An 18964-nucleotide genomic window follows, 5' to 3' on the forward strand; every position below is an offset into this window, starting at 1 on the left:
CTTAGTAACTTGCTTTTAAAGTCAAAAGGACATTACGCGGTTCGCCATAAAAATTACCATAACCAGGGTTGCCGATCGTACTGTAATAGGTTTTGTCAAAAATATTGTTTAGGTTAAGTGCGATATTCCATTGAGGATTAATATCATAAGCGACACGCGCTGACCAAATAGCATAATTGGGTTGAACCAGTTCAATATTTTTCCGAGCACCATCAAACTTTTGTGTGACTGGATTAAATTCTTTGACTGATCCAGTTGCATAGTTTTTACTTTGAGCGATTACACCGCCACCTATTTCTAATCCATCGACAATTTGATCAAGCTGATAGGTTGTCCAAATTTTTAACAGATTTTTAGGGGTGTAGGTATTATATGGATTTTCAGTATTATCCTTTTTCTCGTTTTTATTGTAGGTATAACCTACAGATAAATTCCAGTCAGGGCTAATATTGCCATTGAGTTCAACATCAACCCCTTTACTTTCCATAGAACCTGTACCGATGTAACAGCATAGTGAGTTGCTGTTTGGAATGCTGGTATAGGTGTTATACACTTTTTCCTTTTCTTTTTTGATATCGAAGTAGGCAATGGACGCAAGCAAGTTTGCATTAATTTGATGCTTGATACCAAATTCAATATTTCGCCCTGTTAATGGTTCGAGCCCTGGACCATCTGCTGCTGTTAAATAGTTACGCTGATTTTTATAAATTTCTGCAAAGCTTGCATAGGCTGTTGTAGAAGGCAAAATATCATAGGTAATCCCATAATAAGGAACAAACTTTTTGTCTTCTGTGTATGTGTTTTCAATATTGCTATTGTGGTTGTTGATGGTTAACTCATCTTTAAAGGTATAGCGGCCACCAATAATGAGGGCTAAATCATCAACAGGGCGTAATTTTAAAGAACCATAAAGTGCAGATTTATTATTCTTGTTGGTCGTATTGGTTGCCCAAGAGAGCGCAGGGTAGTCCCATTCTGGCGGTGCAACGCGATTAAATGCATCACCATCAGCATAATAGGTCCAATTTAGTCGATAATCTTTTTGGTTGTTACTATGATCAATACCTAAAATCAGATCATGCTTTTGTTCAAATAAATTAAAGCTGCCTTGTAGGTTTAAATCCATTGTTGTTTCTTTAAAGCGTGTATCATCCTGATAGCGCCACCATTGGCTTTGGTGAGTCTCATAACTGACAGCACCTTCCATTTCAGCGCTGTTAATCGCATCATTACCAATGTTGTGACGCACATTCAGTTGTGTTTTCCAGTCATCATTAATTTGGTGTTGAAGATTGGCGAAAAAGGATGTGTTTTTACGTTCGATCCAACCCCAAGGTGCTCCCATCGTTGTACTGCGAGGTAAATGCAGATCTGCGCCATCTTCCCAACGAGGTAAGCTAGCGTTAAAAGCATCCACTTTATCTTTTTGATAACTCACACCCGTAAACAATGTTGTTTCGGGTAATAAGTCAAAGCTTAATGCACCGTAGACCATTTCACGGCGGCTTTGTGTCGGTTTGTAGAAGAAGTCTCGATCTTGGAAAACAGTGACCAAACGACCTTTAACACTTTGATCTTCTGTTAAAGAACCAGTCGCATCGAATTCACCACGATAATTATTCCAGCTACCTGCTGAAATTGATCCATTGATTTCGGTTTCTGCTTTTGGTCGTTTAGAGGTGAGATTAATTACACCGCCAGCTTCACCGGCACCGAATAAACCATCTGCACCACGCAACACCTCAACTGCGTCATATTGTGCCATATCAGCACTGTTACTTCGATCTTCTAGACTTGAAGTACTGCCGCCGTCATAACGGATATTTTCAATCTTTAGACCACGTGCACTATAGTTATTATTTAACCAGAGCTGTTCGCGTGTTACACCTGTTGTTTGTACCATGACATCATCAAGGGTTTTTAGGCCTTGTTCATCAAGACGCTGACGAGACATAACGGTTACAGATTGTGGTACGTCTTTAATATTCTGAGCTTGCTTGCCAACATTTGTCATATTTTGGTTGGCGGCTTTGATCGAAATTGTTGGGAGCTGTGCTGAATTGCTTTCTTGCTGAGCGTTGTTATTTTGAGCTTGATCTGCTCGTGTGCGAATCGCTTCTAATTTAACCACTTTAGGTTCAACAGCAGCCACAGTTACTTTGGCTTGAATACTGTATCCAGCATTGGCAACTTTGATTGCTTCAAATGCATGTGGTTTAAGCAAAGTCTCTAAAGCAGTTTCTACTGAATAATTTCCTTTTAGTGAAGCGCTTTTTATTTTAGAAAGTATGGTTGAGTCATAGCTAATGGTGGTGCCTGTTTGAATCGCGAGTTGTTTAAGTGCTTGATCGAGTGTGGTCGAGCTAATCGAAATCTGATAAACATTGGCAGCATAAGCAGAAGTAGTTGCAATGCTGACAACGCTGAGTGGCATGCCCCATAAAATGGCGCGTACAGCCAACGCCAAGGTAGTTTTCGCCTGATAATCCTTCATGTGGTCTTCTCGACTGGGAGTGTATTTCTCTATAAGTCGAACAAGATCAAAAAAAGGGTCAAATTTTTATCTTTTTTTTATTTTTAATACATATGGACTGTAATAGCTCAGCTCAAGTTGATGGGTATAGGCCAGTGTTTCTAAGCTTTGTTGAGGATTTTTTAATGAAAACACACCTGAAACGCGAAGGCCTTTTAACGCTGGCTCGATAAAATAAGTGCCTTTTTTATAACGATATAGTTCACTAATGACTTTTTCTAGTGGCCATTGTTCTACCACCAATAAGTGCTGTGTCCAATAGGGCTGCTCATTGTTTAGTGGGAGTGGTTTAGAGATCTGTTGACTGTCGAAATATACACGTTGACCTTGCTGTAAAATTTGCCGTTGCCCAGAATCCTGCGGCTGTAAAGCAACAGCATGTTGATACACTTTGACCCGAGTTTGATCATGATGCTCTTGTCGTACCGTAAACTGAGTACCTAAGGCCTCAATTGCACCATCTTTGGTCTTCACCATAAATGGACGATGTTGCGGATCTTTGGCGGTCTGGATATAAATTTCACCTTCGATCAGTTGAATTTTTCGAGTCTGTTCGGAGAAATCCACGTTGATATAACTATCACTCGCCAATATCAAAGTTGAACCATCTTGCAGTGTAATAGTTTTAATTTCACCGATCTCAGTATGATCATCAGATTGCCATTTTGCCCAAGGCAACAAATATATTCCGCAGCCGATAACCAACAATCCTAAAAGGCTAAACAGCATATTTCGTTTCGCGGTCAGATTAAATTTTTGATTGGACTGGACTAAAGAGTCTGAGGGAAAGTGGTTGGATAAACCTGTTAGGCCATGGGTAAATTTATTGATTTGCTGAATGGCTAAGGCATGTTCTTTTTTTTCTGTTTGCCAGTGTTTGAATTGTTGCTGCTGTAACTCAGTCATTTCACCAGAATGTAATAGCACCAGCCAATCGGTGGCTTCATCCAATACATGATCAGGTATTTTAGGGGCTTGGGACATGACAGAAAAGCAAATTTAGCAATTAATCGGTCTGATTATAAAGACTTATACAGGCTAGAAAAGCCTGTTTCATATCTCTTTTGACCGTTGCTTCAGAAATATCTAGCTTTTCACTAATTGCACGATAAGTCAGCCCATCCAATTGCGATAATAAAAACACCTGTGCAGTACGCTGTGGCAACTTTTCTAACATTAAATGGACTTGGTAAAGCGTTTCTCGAATACACACTTCGTATTCAGCAGAGGGGTAATATTCTTCTGGCAGCTGTGCAAGCGCATCTAAATACAGGTGTTCTACATGCTGATGCCGCCAATAATCAATAATGACGTGTTTAGCAATACCCATTAGCCATGCCTGTGGCTCTTTAATCTTTTCAAAGCAATAGTCACTTTTTAAGGCACGATAGAATACTTCCTGACTCAAGTCTTCAGATTGGTGGTGATGCTGCAGTTTATGCTTAAACCATGACAGCAACGAGCTTTGCTGGGTTTGATAAACGTGGCTAAACCATAACTGTTTTTCTACATTTAGGTTCATGACAGGGGGTCCAGATATCGGCAGGGAGAAGCCAATCACAAGAAGATGAAAAAATATTTTCAAATAGTAATGATAATTATTATTAATATCAATAAAATTGTATACATACTTTTACAGAAAAAATTGAGCTGATTTTGATTTTCGTTCGACTAAACCAATGCAGGGGAACATTTTTTGTTTTCTTCGTCTCCCATATTTTTAATGAATTTTGTTTGATTAAGTAGAGCATGCCATGAGTGAACAACAGATTGATTTAAAACCACAACAGCATTCTCGATCAAATAAAATCAAATGGTTGATTGCCTTGACGGTGCTTTTATTGCTCATGGTATGGGGTTGGAATTATTGGAAAAAATCCCAAGCCGATCAACAAGAGTCGTTTAGCCAATGGAGTAAACCTGTGCCTGTTCGCGTGGTCGGGGTACAACGTGGCGATTTGCAATTACAAATTAAGGCGATTGGTACGGTCGTACCAGCCAATACTGTGAATGTTCAAAGTCAGGTGTCAGGTGTACTGCAAAAGCTGTATTTCCAAGAGGGACAACACATCAAGAAAGGGCAATTGCTGGCACAAATTGACCCGACACCCTTTCAGGTCGCATTGGCGCAGGCACAAGGGACACAGCAACAAAATTTAGCGCAGTTGCAAAATGCACAAACTGAATTGAATCGCTACCAGTTGCTATTTAAGCAAGACTCGATTGCCAAGCAACAGGTCGACCAACAACAAGCCCTAGTCAATCAGCTCAAAGGACAGATGCAAGCCAATCAAGCACAGGTCGATGCGGCAAAGTTACAACTGTCTTATACCAAAATATATGCGCCGATAGATGGTCGTGTTGGCTTTCGCTTAAAAGATGCTGGTAATTTAATCCAAGCCAATGAAGTAACAGGTTTATTGAGTATTACTCAAATCCATCCTGTGTATATTCAGTTTGCAGTGGCAGAAAATTATTTAGACACGGTACGCCAAGCCACAAAAAATAAAGAAAGCATTCAGGTGAGTGCTTGGGATCGTGCAGAACAAAAACAACTGGCAACAGGATCAGTTCAGGCACTGGATAACCAGATTGATTTGAATACTGGCACACTCAAAGTAAAAGCCGTTTTTGCCAATCTTGATGATGCTTTATTCCCCAATCAATTTGTCAATGTTCGATTAAATGCCAAGACCTTGCAAAATGCAGTGCATTTACCGAGTGATGCCATTCAACACGGGGCAAAAGGCACTTATGTTTATATCGTGAATAAAGAACATAAAGCCGAAGTTCGTATGTTAAAGCTGGGTGCGGTTTCACAAGGACAGACCGAGATCATTGAAGGCTTACAAGGCAATGAACGTGTTGTTCTAGAGGGGATTGATCGTCTTTCCGAAGGACAAGAAGTACAAGTCATTCAAGATGATGTTTCTAAGCCACTACCAGCAAAAACAGTAGCTGGATAAGCGTATGAATATTTCCAGATTCTTTATTTTACGACCCGTCGCCACCACTTTATTGATGTTGGCGCTATTTTTCAGTGGCCTGTTGGTTTGGCGTTTATTACCTGTATCAGCATTACCGCAGGTTGATTATCCGATTATTCAGATATACACCTTTCAGCCGGGTGCAAATCCAGATACGGTGCAGCGAACCATCAGCTCACCTTTAGAACGAGAAATGGGCAAAATTGCAGGTTTGAAGCAAATGTCTTCGAATAGCTCGGTCGGTGCTTCTGTGATCACCCTGCAATTTGAGTTATCTGCCGAGCTGGGCATTGTCGAGCAAGAAGTACAGTCGGCCTTAAGTACCGCAAGCAGTAAATTGCCCAATGATTTACCGACACCACCGATTTATCGCAAAGTGAATCCTGCGGATGTGCCCGTGATTACCCTTGCAATTAGCTCTGACAGTTTGCCACTGACCACGGTCTATGACATGGTCGATACGCGAGTGGCACAGAAATTGTCTCAGCTCTCTGGGGTGGGGATGGTCAGCCTTGCAGGCGGACAACGCCCTGCGATCCGCGTGCAGATGAACCCAACTGCGCTTGCGGCCTTTAAGCTCAGTGCTGAAGATGTGCGTGCAGCTATTTCTGCCGCCAATGCCAATCAACCGAAAGGGAGTTTTGATGGGCCTTTTCGCTCGACCATGCTGGATGCCAATGATCAGATGCGTTCGATTGCCGATTATGAAAACCTGATTTTACGTTGGAACAATGGTGCACCGATTCGCTTAAAAGATGTTGCACAGGTACTTGAGGGCAGTGAAGATCGCTATATGGCTGCATGGGCGGATAGCCAATCGGCTATTTTGGTAAATATCCAGCGTCAGCCCAATGCCAATGTAATTGAAGTGGCTGATCAGATCAAAAAAATCCTACCTGAATTACAACAGAACCTACCCGACAATGTTCGTATTCGCGTCCTGACCGACCGAACGGAAAGTATTCGTAGTTCGATTAAAGATGTACAAAAAGAACTGGTCTTCGCTGTGTGTTTAGTGGTGTTGGTCACCTTCCTGTTTTTGCGTAACTTTGCTGCGACCTTGATTCCGAGTATTGCCGTACCGCTATCGATTATTGGTACGTTCGTACTGATGTATTTCCTTGGTTTCTCAGTGAATAACCTGACTTTAATGGCCTTAACCATCGCTACGGGATTTGTGGTGGATGATGCTATTGTCATGCTTGAAAATATTGCGCGACACCGAGAGTCAGGTGAAAGCATGTTGCAAGCGGCATTGAAAGGTTCTAAAGAAATTGGCTTTACCCTGATTTCTTTGACGATTTCCTTGATTGCCGTTTTGATTCCTTTGCTTTTTATGGGCGATGTGGTCGGACGCTTATTCCATGAGTTTGCGGTGACACTGGCTGCTGCAATTGCACTTTCATTGGTTGTTTCGTTGACTTTAACTCCAATGATGTGTGCCTATTTACTGAAAGATGCACCGAAGCATGCAGAGCAACCGAGTCGATGGAGTCTGGATCGTGTGATTCAGCATTATGCGAAGTTGTTGCAATGGGTGCTTCGGCACCAATTGCTGACCTTGATGGCGATGTTGGCCACAGTGTTGCTGGCAGGGCTGCTGTATTGGTCGATTCCGAAAGGCTTTTTCCCTGTACAGGACAATGGTGTGATTCAGGTGGTGACTGAGGCCCCTGACCAGATTTCATTTCAGGCCATGAGTGAGCGTCAACAGGCCTTGGCCGAAGTGATTTTAAAAGATCCTGCGGTAGCCAGCTTATCTTCTTTTATTGGTGTCGATGCCAATAATCCGAAGTTAAGCAATGGGCGCATTTTGGTGAATTTAAAAGCACATGCCGAACGTGCACCTGCTGCGGAAGTGATGGCACGACTGAATGAAAATTTTGCACAGGTACATGGCATTAAAGGTTGGATGCAACCTGTGCAAGAACTCAGTATAGAAGACAAAATTAGCCGCACCCAATATCAGCTGAGTGTGACAGCACCGAAAAATCAATTGGTTGAGGAGTGGACACCTAAACTGGTTCAGGCGTTGCGTCAGCAGGCTGCATTTGCAGCAGTGACCAGTGAAGATGCAGGGCAGGGTTTACAAGCCTATATTGAGGTTAACCGTGATGCAGCAGCACGTTTAGGTTTGAGTGTTGAGGACATTAGCTTGTCTTTGCAGAACCTATTTGCGCAACGCCAAATCGCAACTTTATATACCCAGTCTAATCAGTACCGTATCGTTTTGGAGTTAGATCCTAGACTCACCCAAGGGATTGAGGCCTTAAATCAGACTTATATCCATAACAACCAAGGACAGCCGATTTTATTGAGCTCTGTCGCCACGATTGTCGAAAAACATGCGCCTATTCTTTTACAGCAACAGTCTCAATTTCCTGCGGTTGGGATTTCCTTTAATTTAGCCAAGGATGTCTCTTTAGGCGAAGCGATTGCTGCGATTGAGCAGGTTAAACAAAGCCTTGATCTACCACCAGAGTTACAGGTGCAACTGCAAGGGGCGGCAGCGGCTTTTGAAAATTCACAGCAACATACCTTTTGGTTGGTGATTGCAGCAATCGTGACCATGTATATTGTGCTCGGCATGTTGTATGAGAGTTTTATTCATCCAGTCACCATTCTTTCAACCTTACCTTCTGCCGCGATTGGTGCATTACTGGCTTTGTTTATGGTGGGGCGGCCGTTGGACATGATTGCGCTGATCGGGATTATTTTATTGATTGGTTTGGTCAAGAAAAACGGCATCATGATGGTGGACTTTGCACTTGCCGCACAACGTAATGAGGGGTTATCAGCTGAGCAGGCCATTTATCAGGCTGCTTTATTACGCTTCCGTCCGATTTTGATGACCACATTGGCCGCAGTCGTTGGCGCAATTCCGCTGATGCTGGCTTCTGGTTCTGGGGCTGAACTTCGTCAACCCTTAGGCTTGGTGATGGTCGGTGGGCTATTGGTCAGTCAGGTGCTCACCTTATTTACCACACCTGTGGTGTATCTGTTTTTTGATCGTCTGCAAGCCAAGCAAACTGATGCAAACATGCTTTCAGATCAGGCAGGACTATCGAAATGACGCTGCTGTCTGTATTTGTAAAACGCCCAGTGGCCAGTATGCTGCTAGGTATTGCGATTGTTCTGCTCGGTATATTGGCCTATCTGCGTTTGCCAGTTGCGGCATTGCCACAAGCGGATATTCCGACCATTGTGGTGCGTGCCAATCTACCCGGTGCCAGTCCAGAAAGTATGTCTGCGACTGTCGCTACACCCTTAGAACGTGCCATGATGGGGGTGTCTGGGGTTAAAGCGATTAATTCATCCAGCAATCAAAGTTCCACACAGGTGGTTTTACACTTTGATTTAAATACCGATATCAATGAAGCAGCGCGTGAGGTTCAGGCTGCCATCAACGCGGCAATGTCGCAGCTACCTGCGGGAATGCCGAGTCCACCTGAATATTTCAAAATCAACCCGAGTCAAAGCCCGATTTTCTATTTGGCACTCAGCTCAAAGCAACTTTCAGCAGCAAAGTTATACGAAATTGCCTCTAATCAATTGCAACCGAATTTGGCACAGATCAGTGGTGTCGGTGAAGTGTCGATTGATGGGGCTTCCATGCCTGCGGTACGTATCACCATCAATCCAACTGCTCTAATTTCAACGGGTTTATCTCTAGAGCAGGTGCGGCAGGTGGTCGCGAAAAGTAATGTGGTGCAGGCATTGGGCGTGGTAGAGCAACAGCAATTACGTTGGCAAGTGGCACTTTCTACAGAATTAAAGACCGCCGAAGATTTTGCCAATTTGATCATCCGACACACCGATCAAGGGGTGATTCGCTTAAAAGATGTTGCAGAAGTACGTGATTCGGTTGAAAACCGCTATGTCAGTGGTTTTCACAATGGGCAGCCTGCAGTGATTTTAAAAATTAGCCGACAGCCCAATGCCAATACCGTGGCGACCATTGAACTGATTAAAGCCAAATTGCCCGTTCTAAGAGAACTGATACCACGTGATGCACAATTAACTGTGGTGATGGATGGCTCGACTATTGTCCGTAATAGTTTAGAAGAAGCAAGGGATACTCTGTTTTTATCGATGTTATTGGTGGTCATTGTTGTGGTGCTGATGTTAGGGCGATTGCAAAGTGCGGTGATTCCCGCAATGGCATTGCTGGTCACTTTAATTGGTGTATGCAGTCTGATTTATTTGGCTGGATTTTCCCTGAATAATCTATCGATTATGGCGATCATCGTGGCAATTGGCTTGGTGGTGGATGATGCCATTGTAGTACTCGAAAATATTGAACGCTATATCGAGCAAGGAGATTCTCCCGCACAAGCAGCGGTAAAAGGCATCCAAGAGGTGGGCTTTACCTTGATTGCCATGAATCTGGCATTGATGGTGATTTTCCTCTCAGTGTTGTTTATGGGTGGTGTGATAGAACGCTTATTCAGAGAGTTTTCGCTCACATTGGTTTTTGTGGTGATTTTATCGGTCTTTGTGTCCTTAATCTTAACCCCAAGCTTATCAGCACGCTGTTTAAAACCCCTATCTCTCAATCAACCTTCACGATTGTATCGTTATAGCCATGACCTGATTCAGGGCTTGACCCAATCTTATATTCGCTCTCTGCATTGGGTGCTCAAACATGCTTATCTGATTGTGGTGCTGTGGTTGACGGCAATCATTGCTTCAGTTTATCTCTACAATTTATTACCTAAACGTGTTTTGCCTGAACAGGACACAGGGCGAGTTGGTGCTTTTATTCGTGGCGATGATGGCTTTTCTTTTCAGATTATGCAGCCAAAAATTGCCGCGTTTAATCAAGCCTTACTCAAAGATCCCGCAGTAAAGGATGTGGTCGGTACTTCTGGTGGCGGTGGCGGCATGACCAACTCATTTTTAATGGTCAGTCTCAAACCAAAAGCTGAACGCGATGGTTTAAGCTCCAAACAAGTGGTCGAGCGTTTAAAGAAAAATGCACCTTGGCAGGCAGGGGCCGTGTTCTCGGCGGATGTTGAACAGGATTTGGAACTGGATGATCCTTTTTCCAGTGGTAATGCACAGGAATATTTATTGCTGCTGCAATCTGACAATGTGAGCTTACTGCGTGAATGGGCGCCCAAAGTTGCAGAGGCCATGCGTAAACTGCCTGAGTTTGAAGAGGTGGAAACACAGGGCGATGAAGGGGCGCAGCATGTCACTTTAGATATTGACCGTGAAGCCGCAAAACGATTGGGCATTGATATTGAAAGCGTTTCCAGTGTTCTCAATAACTCCTTTTCGCAACGGCAGATTTCCACAATTTATGATCGCAATGATCAGTTTTATGTAGTGATGGAAGTTGATCAACGTTTTACCGAACATCCTGAAGCCTTGGCAGATGTCAAAATTCCGAATCAACAAGGAGCCTATGTGCCCTTAAGCAATTTTGCTACGTGGAGTTATGGCATTAGTAATGATCGGGTTCATCGCCGAAATCAATTTGCTGCCATGGGTGTTGGCTACGTGGTGAAGAAAGGCTATAGCTATGAACAGGCAGATGCTGCGATTCGTCAGGTCTTGCCAAAGATCATGCTGCCAAAAGAAATCTTTGTGATGACAGATCGCGATGTCGAAACTGAAAGTCTACAAGCAGGCTTGAGTACACCTGCTTTGATTGCGGCTGTGATTGTGCTGATTTTTATCGTCTTAGGAATCACTTATGAAAGTATTGTGCATCCTTTTACCATTTTATCCACTATTCCCACAGCAGCTCTGGGTGCTTTACTTAGCTTATGGTTGTTTCAGATTCCTTTTAGCCTGATTGCCTTGTTAGGCATCTTTTTGCTAATCGGGATTGTGGTGAAAAATGCGATCTTGCTGATTGATTTTACTTTGCAGCAACGGCGTCAAGGTCAAACCGATTTAGATAGCATTATCGCTGCGGCAACATTGCGTTTCAGACCGATTTTAATGACCAATACCGCAGCTTTATTGGGTGCGATTCCTTTGGCACTCGGTTGGGGCGAAGGCTCGGAAATGCGGCAACCACTGGGGATTGCCATTGTTGGCGGATTGGCACTGGGGCAATTATTAACCTTATATACCACCCCTGTGATGTATCTCATATTTGAAAAATTGGCTCAATTCCTGAATCGCTTCAAACTGCGATTGAATGTCATGCGTTGGAATAAATAGGAAGTCGCTATGAAAAAAACAGTTTTTACACTTTCTATGGGGCTCGCAGTGACGATGCTGCTCACAGCATGTCAGTCGTCCAGTACCTTTAAGCCCGCAGTCTATCAGCAGCCCGTGATTCAAAGTGCTGCACAGTATAAATATGCAGATTTGCAGTGGATTGAAGCTTCTAAAATAGCAGCGACGCCACAGCCATGGTGGGAGATGTATCAAGATCCGACCTTATCCACGCTGATACAGCAATTGGATCAAGACAACTTGAGTATCCAACAGGCCCAAGCCAAGTATCGCCATGCCATGGCACTGTTAGATGGACAACGGGCCAATGCGCTTCCGAGCATCAGCATGGGCGGTAATGCTAATCAGACCGAAACTAAAAATGCTGGCAAGAGTCGTCAATTCGGTGCCAATGTCGCAGTGAGTTGGATTCCTGATCTTTGGGGGAGAGTTGCAAAAGCGGTGGAAGGGCAACAGGCGAATCTACAAGCATCTGCTGCAGATTTGGCTGCCATTCAACTGAGTCAGCAACTGCTTGCAGCAGAGGCCTATTGGAGCATTCGTTTGTTCGACGCCAAACTGGACGTGTTAAATCAGACCCAGCAAAGTTATCAGCGATCTGTGCGTATTTTACAGCAGCAATACCAAGCAGGCATGATTGCACGGGCTGATGTGATTCAGGCTGAGACCCAACTTAAACAAGTCGGGTTGCAATTGTTAGAGCTACAACGTAGTCGTGATTTGCAAGAGAATGTGTTGGCGGTCTTAGTTGGACGCAATGTAGCGGACTTTAATTTAAATAAAAATCGCTATCAATTCAGCACCCCTCAAATTCCGACCCAAATTCCAAGTCGCCTGTTGGCACAACGTCCCGATGTAATTCGTAGCGAACGCGAATTAGCATTCACACATGCGCAATTAGGCTTAGCTCAGACTGCTTGGTTACCTGATTTGATCATCAGCTTGGATAGCAGTGCCAATAGTCAGGTTTTCCATACCTTATTGCAGTCACCCAATACTGCATGGTCAATGGGTGCAAAAGTCTTAGGCACATTGTTTGATGGGGGAAAACGACAGGCTGATATTCAACAGGCTCAAGCCAATTACGATGAAAAGCTTGCAGCTTATAAGCATTCTGTTTTAACAGGTTGGAAAGAGGTGGAGGATGGTTTGCTGCAAGCAGGTCATTTCCAGCAGCAGATCGCAGCGCAACAGCAACTGCTTAAGCTGTCGATTGAAAATGAACGGGTTGCCAAGCAACGTTATCAAGCTGGTTTGGTCAGCTATTTAGAAGTCGCGACAGCACAGAATCTGCGTTTGAGCGCAGAAGAACGCTTATTGGAATTACAGCAATTGCATCTCAAAAATTCAGCGCAATTGGTGGCTGCATTGGGTGGTGGGATGAATTTTTCATCTTAAATTGAGTGGCATTATCAATCATTGCAGCTATTCATATTCAATTTGAATGGCGTTTGGATCGCTGCAATTTATTTATTAAATTCGAAAGATATTGCTTGGGTTATTTTTTGCTTTGTAAGGTTAAAAAGAATCATGATTGATGATTTTATTTTTGGATTTTTGAGGAGACGGATTCCAATTTTTTAGAGCGGTATTCTATTCAGCTCATGATTTTTATTTTTCAGTATCATCTGAATGCCTTTGTGTAAATTTTAGTAGTTAATCAAGCAAATAGCACTTCGATATGTAGAATAAAAAATAGCCGTTTTTATTAAAGAAAGACGTTCATCATAATTTAATTTAGATCTTTCTTATTTCATCTTCATCCCAATCTGAGATAACGGAGCAAATATGATTGTATTATTGATATTGCTTGGCCTATTGATTCAGTTAGTTGTGGTATGGGCTGTTTTTTATTTTGAAGCCAATCGAACTGTTGGCTGTGTTGTTTCCATTGTCGCTGCGATTCTCTGTAGTGTGTTGATCACACCGTGGAGTCTGTTACTGGGCATCCCGATTATTCTCGCGAGTGTGATTGTTTTGATTGCACCTTTACGTGATGCTTTGGTGAGTCGACCTGCGTTTAATATTCTCTCAAAAGCAATGCCGAGTATGAGCATCACCGAAAGAGAAGCCTTGGAAGCGGGGACCAGTTGGTGGGAAAAAGAGCTATTTATGGGGGCACCTGATTGGGAAAAGTTTGATCAATATCCTTATCCAACTTTATCAGCAGAAGAACAGGCATTTTTAGATCATGAAGTACAACAGCTCTGTTTCATGTTAGATGAATGGCAGATTCATCACCAAGAAAAAGACCTACCGCCAGAGGTTTGGCAATTTATTAAAGACAACGGCTTTTTAGGTTTGATTATTCCTAAATCATTTGGCGGTAAGCAATTTACCCCGTTTGCGCAAAGTCGTATTATGAGCAAAATTGCGTCTCGTTCCTTAACTGCTGCCGTCAGTTGTATGGTGCCGAACTCGCTTGGGCCAGGTGAGTTGCTGCTGCACTATGGAACGGAAGAGCAAAAGCAACGCTATCTGCCCGGACTGGCAAAGGGCACAGAAGTTCCTTGTTTTGGTTTGACCAGCCCTGAAGCAGGTTCGGATGCAGGTGCAATACCTGATACGGGTGTAGTTTGTTATGGGCAGTACCAAGACCAAGAAGTTCTAGGTCTAAAAATGAATTTCTCCAAGCGTTGGATTACCCTTGCACCGATTGCCACCGTGATTGGTTTGGCGTTTAAGCTCTATGATCCAGATGGCTTACTTGGTGATAAAAATAAAGTGGAATATGGCATTACCTGTGCTTTGATTCCTGCTGACCATGAAGGCATTCAGATCGGCCCTCGACATAATCCTGGTGCACCGTTTATGAATGGTACGGTTGAGGGCAGTGATGTCTTTATTCCATTGGACTGGATTATTGGTGGGCAGCAAAATGCAGGTAAAGGTTGGCGTATGCTGATGGAATGTCTAGGCGTGGGCCGAGGTATTTCACTGCCTGCTTTGGCAACGGCTGGAGGAGAAATGAGCTACCTGTTGGTCGGTGCATTTGCCAGTGTTCGCCAACAATTCAAAATCTCGGTTGGGCATTTTGAAGGGGTACAAGAGGCGACCAGTGATATCGCCAGTGATGCCTATATGTTGGAATCATTTCGTTATCTGGTGACCTGTGGTTTAAACCAAGGTGGAACGCCTGCGGTGATGACAGCAATGGCAAAATACTATGCTACTGAAACCATGCGTAAAGTGGTGAATCACGGTATGGATGTGGTGGGTGGGCGAGCGATTCAATTAGGTCCACGTAACTTCCTTGCACTGACTTATCAATCTATTCCTGTGGCGATTACGGTAGAAGGGGCCAATATTCTGACCCGCTCATTGATGATTTTTGGTCAGGGGTCAATGCGTTGTCACCCTTATCTATTTGAAGAATTACAGCTATTACAATCGGAAGATAAGGCATCTGCTTTCAAAGCTTTTTCTCCATTACTGTTTAAACATCTGGCTTATACCTTTAATCGTGCGGCCAGAGCAGCGGCATATTCGATTACCGGTGGTTCAGATCAAGGCTCTCAACAAGCGGATGATTTTTCTAAAGCGTATTACAGCAAGATTAACCGTTTCAGTGCTGATTTTGCATTAACTGCGGATATGGCACTTGGAATTTTAGCAGGTGATTTAAAACGTAAAGAAATGCTGTCTGGTCGGTTGGCTGATATCCATGCGAACTTATTTATTGCTACAGCAATTTTGAAATATTATGAGCATGGTCAAAGAACTGAGGCCGAACGAAAACATGCAGAATTGGCCCTCAATAAAGCTTTATATCAAGTGCAAGAAGCGTTCTTTGGCTTCTATGACAATTTCCCGATGAAACTTGCTGCGTGTATGGTCAAATTCCTGTGCTTCCCATTTGGCCGTCCAATTGCAGCACCATCAGATCAATTGAAGCAAGAAGTGGCTCAGTTAATCATGCAAGAACATGCATTCCGTGATCAGTTGAAGCAACATGTTTACTACAACACCGATGCTAACGATGTGATGGGACGTATGGAATCTGCTTTTCAGGCTTTACTACAACTACAACCGTTGTGGAATAAGTTTAAAAAAGCAGAATCGAAAGATCAGTTTAGTGGTTTGACCTTTGAGGAACATATTACTGATGCGATTGAGACAGGTTTCATTACAACTGCTGAGGCAGAGTCACTTGTACAATACAACGCTAAACGTTATGACAGTATGTTGACGGATATTTTTGATGCACATTTAGATAAGGAACTGCCATTGGATAATCCGCATTTGAAAACCTGATCGTTTTAGCATATTGACGTTAAGATCGAACAGTCCTAAATATATTGATGATCATGCTGTGATGAATGTAGCAAATATATTTGGGGCTGTTTTCATAACAGTTCCAATTGTTCCATGCTTATCTGTTATATTTTTTTTAGAAAATTCTGTGTCTTTTTTTATTCTGTATCTTATTGCACTATAACAACATGAGTTGAGCAAAGCCAAAGGTGCCGATATGAGTTTTTTGAAAAAAAAGAATAATGCCAGTTTTGTGTTCTTCATCATTACACTGTATGCATTCCTCGGATTTGGTCTAGGCTACATTATCTGGGAATATGTTTTATAAGCAGCAATTTCTGTGTCTTGTTGAAGCAGAGTTAAGACAGACAAATAGGGAATAACATTATTCCCTATTGGGTCGAGCGTATATTTATTTTGCCAAATATGTAGCAGCTTCAGTAATTAAGGCAGTTACTTCTTTCGGTTGTGAGGCCAATGAAGCATGACTTGCGTTTAAAGAAATTACTTTTTTAGCATTTAAACGATCAGACATCACCGCTTGGTTTTCTGGACTGATCATTCGATCTTGAGTTGAAATTTGATACCAAGAGGGTTTTGTTTTCCAAGCTGGGGTAGAAATGTTATCCCCAAAGGTGCTTGCTAAAGGTGCTTTTTGAGTGACACCCATTGCAAAGCCTTCATCTTGACCGAGGTCCTGACAGAAACTTTCGTGAAACTTATCAACTTTTAACCAAAGATAACCATCACTGTCTGGTTCTAGGTTAGGAGCTGCAACAGGTAGATGTTGTTGCGTAATTGCACCAGGACTTTCATTACTATCTGGTGCAAAGGCAGCAATATAAACCAAACCCACGACATTTGGATGATTGCCAGCTTCTGTAATCACTGCTCCACCGTAAGAATGACCCACCAAAAGTACATCACCATCCACTTGGGCAATCATTTTTTTGGTTCGTTCAACGTCATCTGCAAGTGAGGTCAAAGGGAGTTCGACGGCACGTAAGGCACTATACCCCTGATGTGAGAGTTCAGTAATCACTTTAGTCCAATGGGCTGCACCGCCCCAAAAACCGTGTACGAGAATAATTGTGGGTTGAGTACTCATATTTATCTCCTAGCTGAACGCTATTGTGTTGAATTTTATAAGCTTAAGAAGGGAAGGTTGACTGTATAAGAATGAAAAAGAGGTTGGTCGATTTTTATACTATCGGAATCTTCTAAAAAAGATTATTGGTGATTTGTTCGGCTTGTACAATAACTGAAACGCCAATGTTTTTGCAGAAACACTTTTGAGGACAGACGAGCAAAATGAGTGATGAGCATGCTTTAACAGATATCTTTTTTGATATTTATCGATTTGCTGAGATATCGGGTGAAATCTATGGTTTAGAAAACTTTTCACAGCAGAAAAAACTAAATTTTCATGCTCAATATCCCTATATCCATATTATTCAAAATGCGAGTTGCAGACTTAAAATTAAACGACTTAATCTTGACCTAATTTTAAAAGCTGGAGACATTGTTGTCTTGCCAACGAAGCTTGAGCATTCGATTGAAATCGTAAGTGAACAGCTAACAGACGCATCTGTAATTAGCTGTATTTTTCAGCTGAAAGGAATCTATGGAGAGGCAATTGCAGAAGGATTACCCACTTATATTCATGTACCTTCGCATCATGAAGCCGAAAAAATTGCAGAATGGGTACCTATGACTGTTGCTGCAATCAAGCTTGAACTTGAACACCCCGCGCTTGGCAGTCGAGTAATGCTGTCTCGAATTATTGATTTATTGTTGGTTTGGTCGATACGGTTTTGGTTAGCAACAGAGACGATTGAACATCAAAGTTGGATTTCTGCATTACGCGATCCAATCATGAGTAAGGCATTGTCTTTGATGCATGCGCAACCTGCGTATGAATGGGATGTTGCATCACTTGCCCAACTGACCAAACAATCTCGCTCTAGTTTTTCCAAGAAGTTTGTTGAGTTGGTGGGTATATCACCGATGTTATATTTGAAAAATTGGCGTATGAAATTGGCCTGTCAGTTGCTTAAAGAGACTGATAAAAATGTTGCACAAGTTGCTGAATTAGTAGGTTATTCATCCCAAGCCGCTTTTAGTCGTGCTTTTGCACAAAGCTTTGGTTGTGCCCCGAAAGTGTTTAGGGCATCGTTAAGTCAGTGAGTAGTCCCAAGGATTCGAGCAAATAAGTTGGTGAAAATTTAAACTGATACAGAGTGAACTGCATCAGTGCATTGAAATCTAAATTTTGATTTTATTTGCTCAGTGACCACTGAATCGCAGCATCAAATAGTTTCAAGCCATCCTCAGATAGATTGCCAAAGGTTTCATTGTTGAGAAAGAACATCAGTCGTTTCGCTGGTGCAAGTGATTCATAATCCATGGTCGCACCTTTTTCATAACCCCAGATTGCGACTTTTTCAGGTTGCCCATAAATGGTTGCAATGATGGTTGAACCGAGTCCTGGTTTACCCCAACTCATGGGTGATTGAGCTTTATAGACATTGAGTGTGCCAGCAGACAATTGAGCTGATAAAGGGTGGGGTGCATTGACTAGCCATAAATAGCGTTCTTTATCGACTTCACCGAAATCAGTATTGATCCGTTTACCTGTCATGGCCAGATCATCGAGATAATCATTTTCCCATGTCATCAGCGGAATCGGCAGTTGTCGCCAACCCGATTGCAGATTTTTGGATGCTACTGTTGAAGAGATAATTACTAGATCCGTGTTTTTTAAACTGTTGGGGGAAACCGATTGATCAAGTACCTCAACCTGATAGCCCTTGCTTTGCAAGTATTTTTGGATGGCAGTATCGGTACTCGAGGACGAAGCATTAAGCTGTGAAATCAGCGCAATCCGTGTTTGGGCGTAAACAGAGGATGTCCATGTACTAAAGGCAAGGATCATCGTCATGATAGTAAGAATTTTTTTCATATTGATCTCAAAAGCGCAGTAACGAACTTACTG

General features: G+C 42.7%; 12 protein-coding genes. 7 read left to right on the forward strand and 5 right to left on the reverse strand.

What is annotated here, in order from left to right:
• Nucleotide 1: 1 nt before the first annotated feature.
• From NDN11_RS05390 to NDN11_RS05400, 3 genes are all read right to left on the reverse strand, one after another.
• A complete protein-coding gene (locus NDN11_RS05390; protein WP_251110998.1) occupies nt 2-2494 on the reverse strand; it encodes a TonB-dependent siderophore receptor in 2493 nt (830 codons plus the stop codon).
• Nucleotides 2495-2560: 66 nt separating this feature from the next.
• A complete protein-coding gene (locus tag NDN11_RS05395; RefSeq protein ID WP_251110999.1) occupies nt 2561-3517 on the reverse strand; it encodes a FecR family protein in 957 nt (318 codons plus the stop codon).
• Nucleotides 3518-3539: 22 nt separating this feature from the next.
• Complete coding sequence (locus NDN11_RS05400) at nt 3540-4055, reverse strand: sigma-70 family RNA polymerase sigma factor (protein ID WP_251111000.1); 516 nt, start codon at nt 4053-4055, stop codon at nt 3540-3542.
• Nucleotides 4056-4287: 232 nt separating this feature from the next.
• Here NDN11_RS05400 and NDN11_RS05405 point away from each other — a divergent pair, with 232 nt between their 5' ends.
• From NDN11_RS05405 to NDN11_RS05430, 6 genes are all read left to right on the forward strand, one after another.
• Nucleotides 4288-5499, forward strand: coding sequence for an efflux RND transporter periplasmic adaptor subunit (locus NDN11_RS05405; RefSeq protein ID WP_251111001.1), 1212 nt, complete (start codon nt 4288-4290; stop codon nt 5497-5499).
• 4 nt (nt 5500-5503) lie between these two features.
• A complete protein-coding gene (locus NDN11_RS05410) occupies nt 5504-8593 on the forward strand; it encodes a multidrug efflux RND transporter permease subunit (RefSeq protein WP_251111002.1) in 3090 nt (1029 codons plus the stop codon).
• Nucleotides 8590-11697, forward strand: a complete 3108-nt coding sequence (locus NDN11_RS05415; protein ID WP_251111003.1) for an efflux RND transporter permease subunit — start codon at nt 8590-8592, stop codon at nt 11695-11697. The genes NDN11_RS05410 and NDN11_RS05415 overlap by 4 nt, the downstream gene beginning before the upstream one ends.
• Before the next feature lie 9 nt (nt 11698-11706).
• A complete protein-coding gene (locus tag NDN11_RS05420; RefSeq protein ID WP_251111004.1) occupies nt 11707-13113 on the forward strand; it encodes an efflux transporter outer membrane subunit in 1407 nt (468 codons plus the stop codon).
• Between the two features lie 390 nt (nt 13114-13503).
• A complete protein-coding gene (locus NDN11_RS05425) occupies nt 13504-15969 on the forward strand; it encodes an acyl-CoA dehydrogenase (RefSeq protein ID WP_251111005.1) in 2466 nt (821 codons plus the stop codon).
• 217 nt (nt 15970-16186) lie between these two features.
• The gene (locus NDN11_RS05430; protein ID WP_085942822.1) at nt 16187-16297 is read left to right on the forward strand and encodes a hypothetical protein; all 111 of its coding nucleotides are present in this window, start codon (nt 16187-16189) and stop codon (nt 16295-16297) included.
• A gap of 84 nt (nt 16298-16381) precedes the next feature.
• Here NDN11_RS05430 and NDN11_RS05435 read toward each other — a convergent pair whose 3' ends face one another.
• Nucleotides 16382-17077 (reverse strand): alpha/beta hydrolase, encoded by a 696-nt coding sequence (locus tag NDN11_RS05435; protein ID WP_251111006.1) that lies wholly within the window; start codon nt 17075-17077, stop codon nt 16382-16384.
• Nucleotides 17078-17280: 203 nt separating this feature from the next.
• Here NDN11_RS05435 and NDN11_RS05440 point away from each other — a divergent pair, with 203 nt between their 5' ends.
• Nucleotides 17281-18156 (forward strand): helix-turn-helix transcriptional regulator, encoded by an 876-nt coding sequence (locus NDN11_RS05440; protein WP_251111007.1) that lies wholly within the window; start codon nt 17281-17283, stop codon nt 18154-18156.
• A gap of 91 nt (nt 18157-18247) precedes the next feature.
• Here NDN11_RS05440 and NDN11_RS05445 read toward each other — a convergent pair whose 3' ends face one another.
• Entirely contained in the window at nt 18248-18931 is a 684-nt protein-coding gene (locus NDN11_RS05445) for a hypothetical protein (RefSeq protein WP_251111008.1), read from the reverse strand.
• Nucleotides 18932-18964 lie beyond the last annotated feature (33 nt).

Origin of the sequence: Acinetobacter sp. C26M (genome assembly GCF_023702675.1) — a bacterium.
In the GTDB taxonomy this organism is placed as follows: Bacteria; Pseudomonadota; Gammaproteobacteria; order Pseudomonadales; family Moraxellaceae; genus Acinetobacter.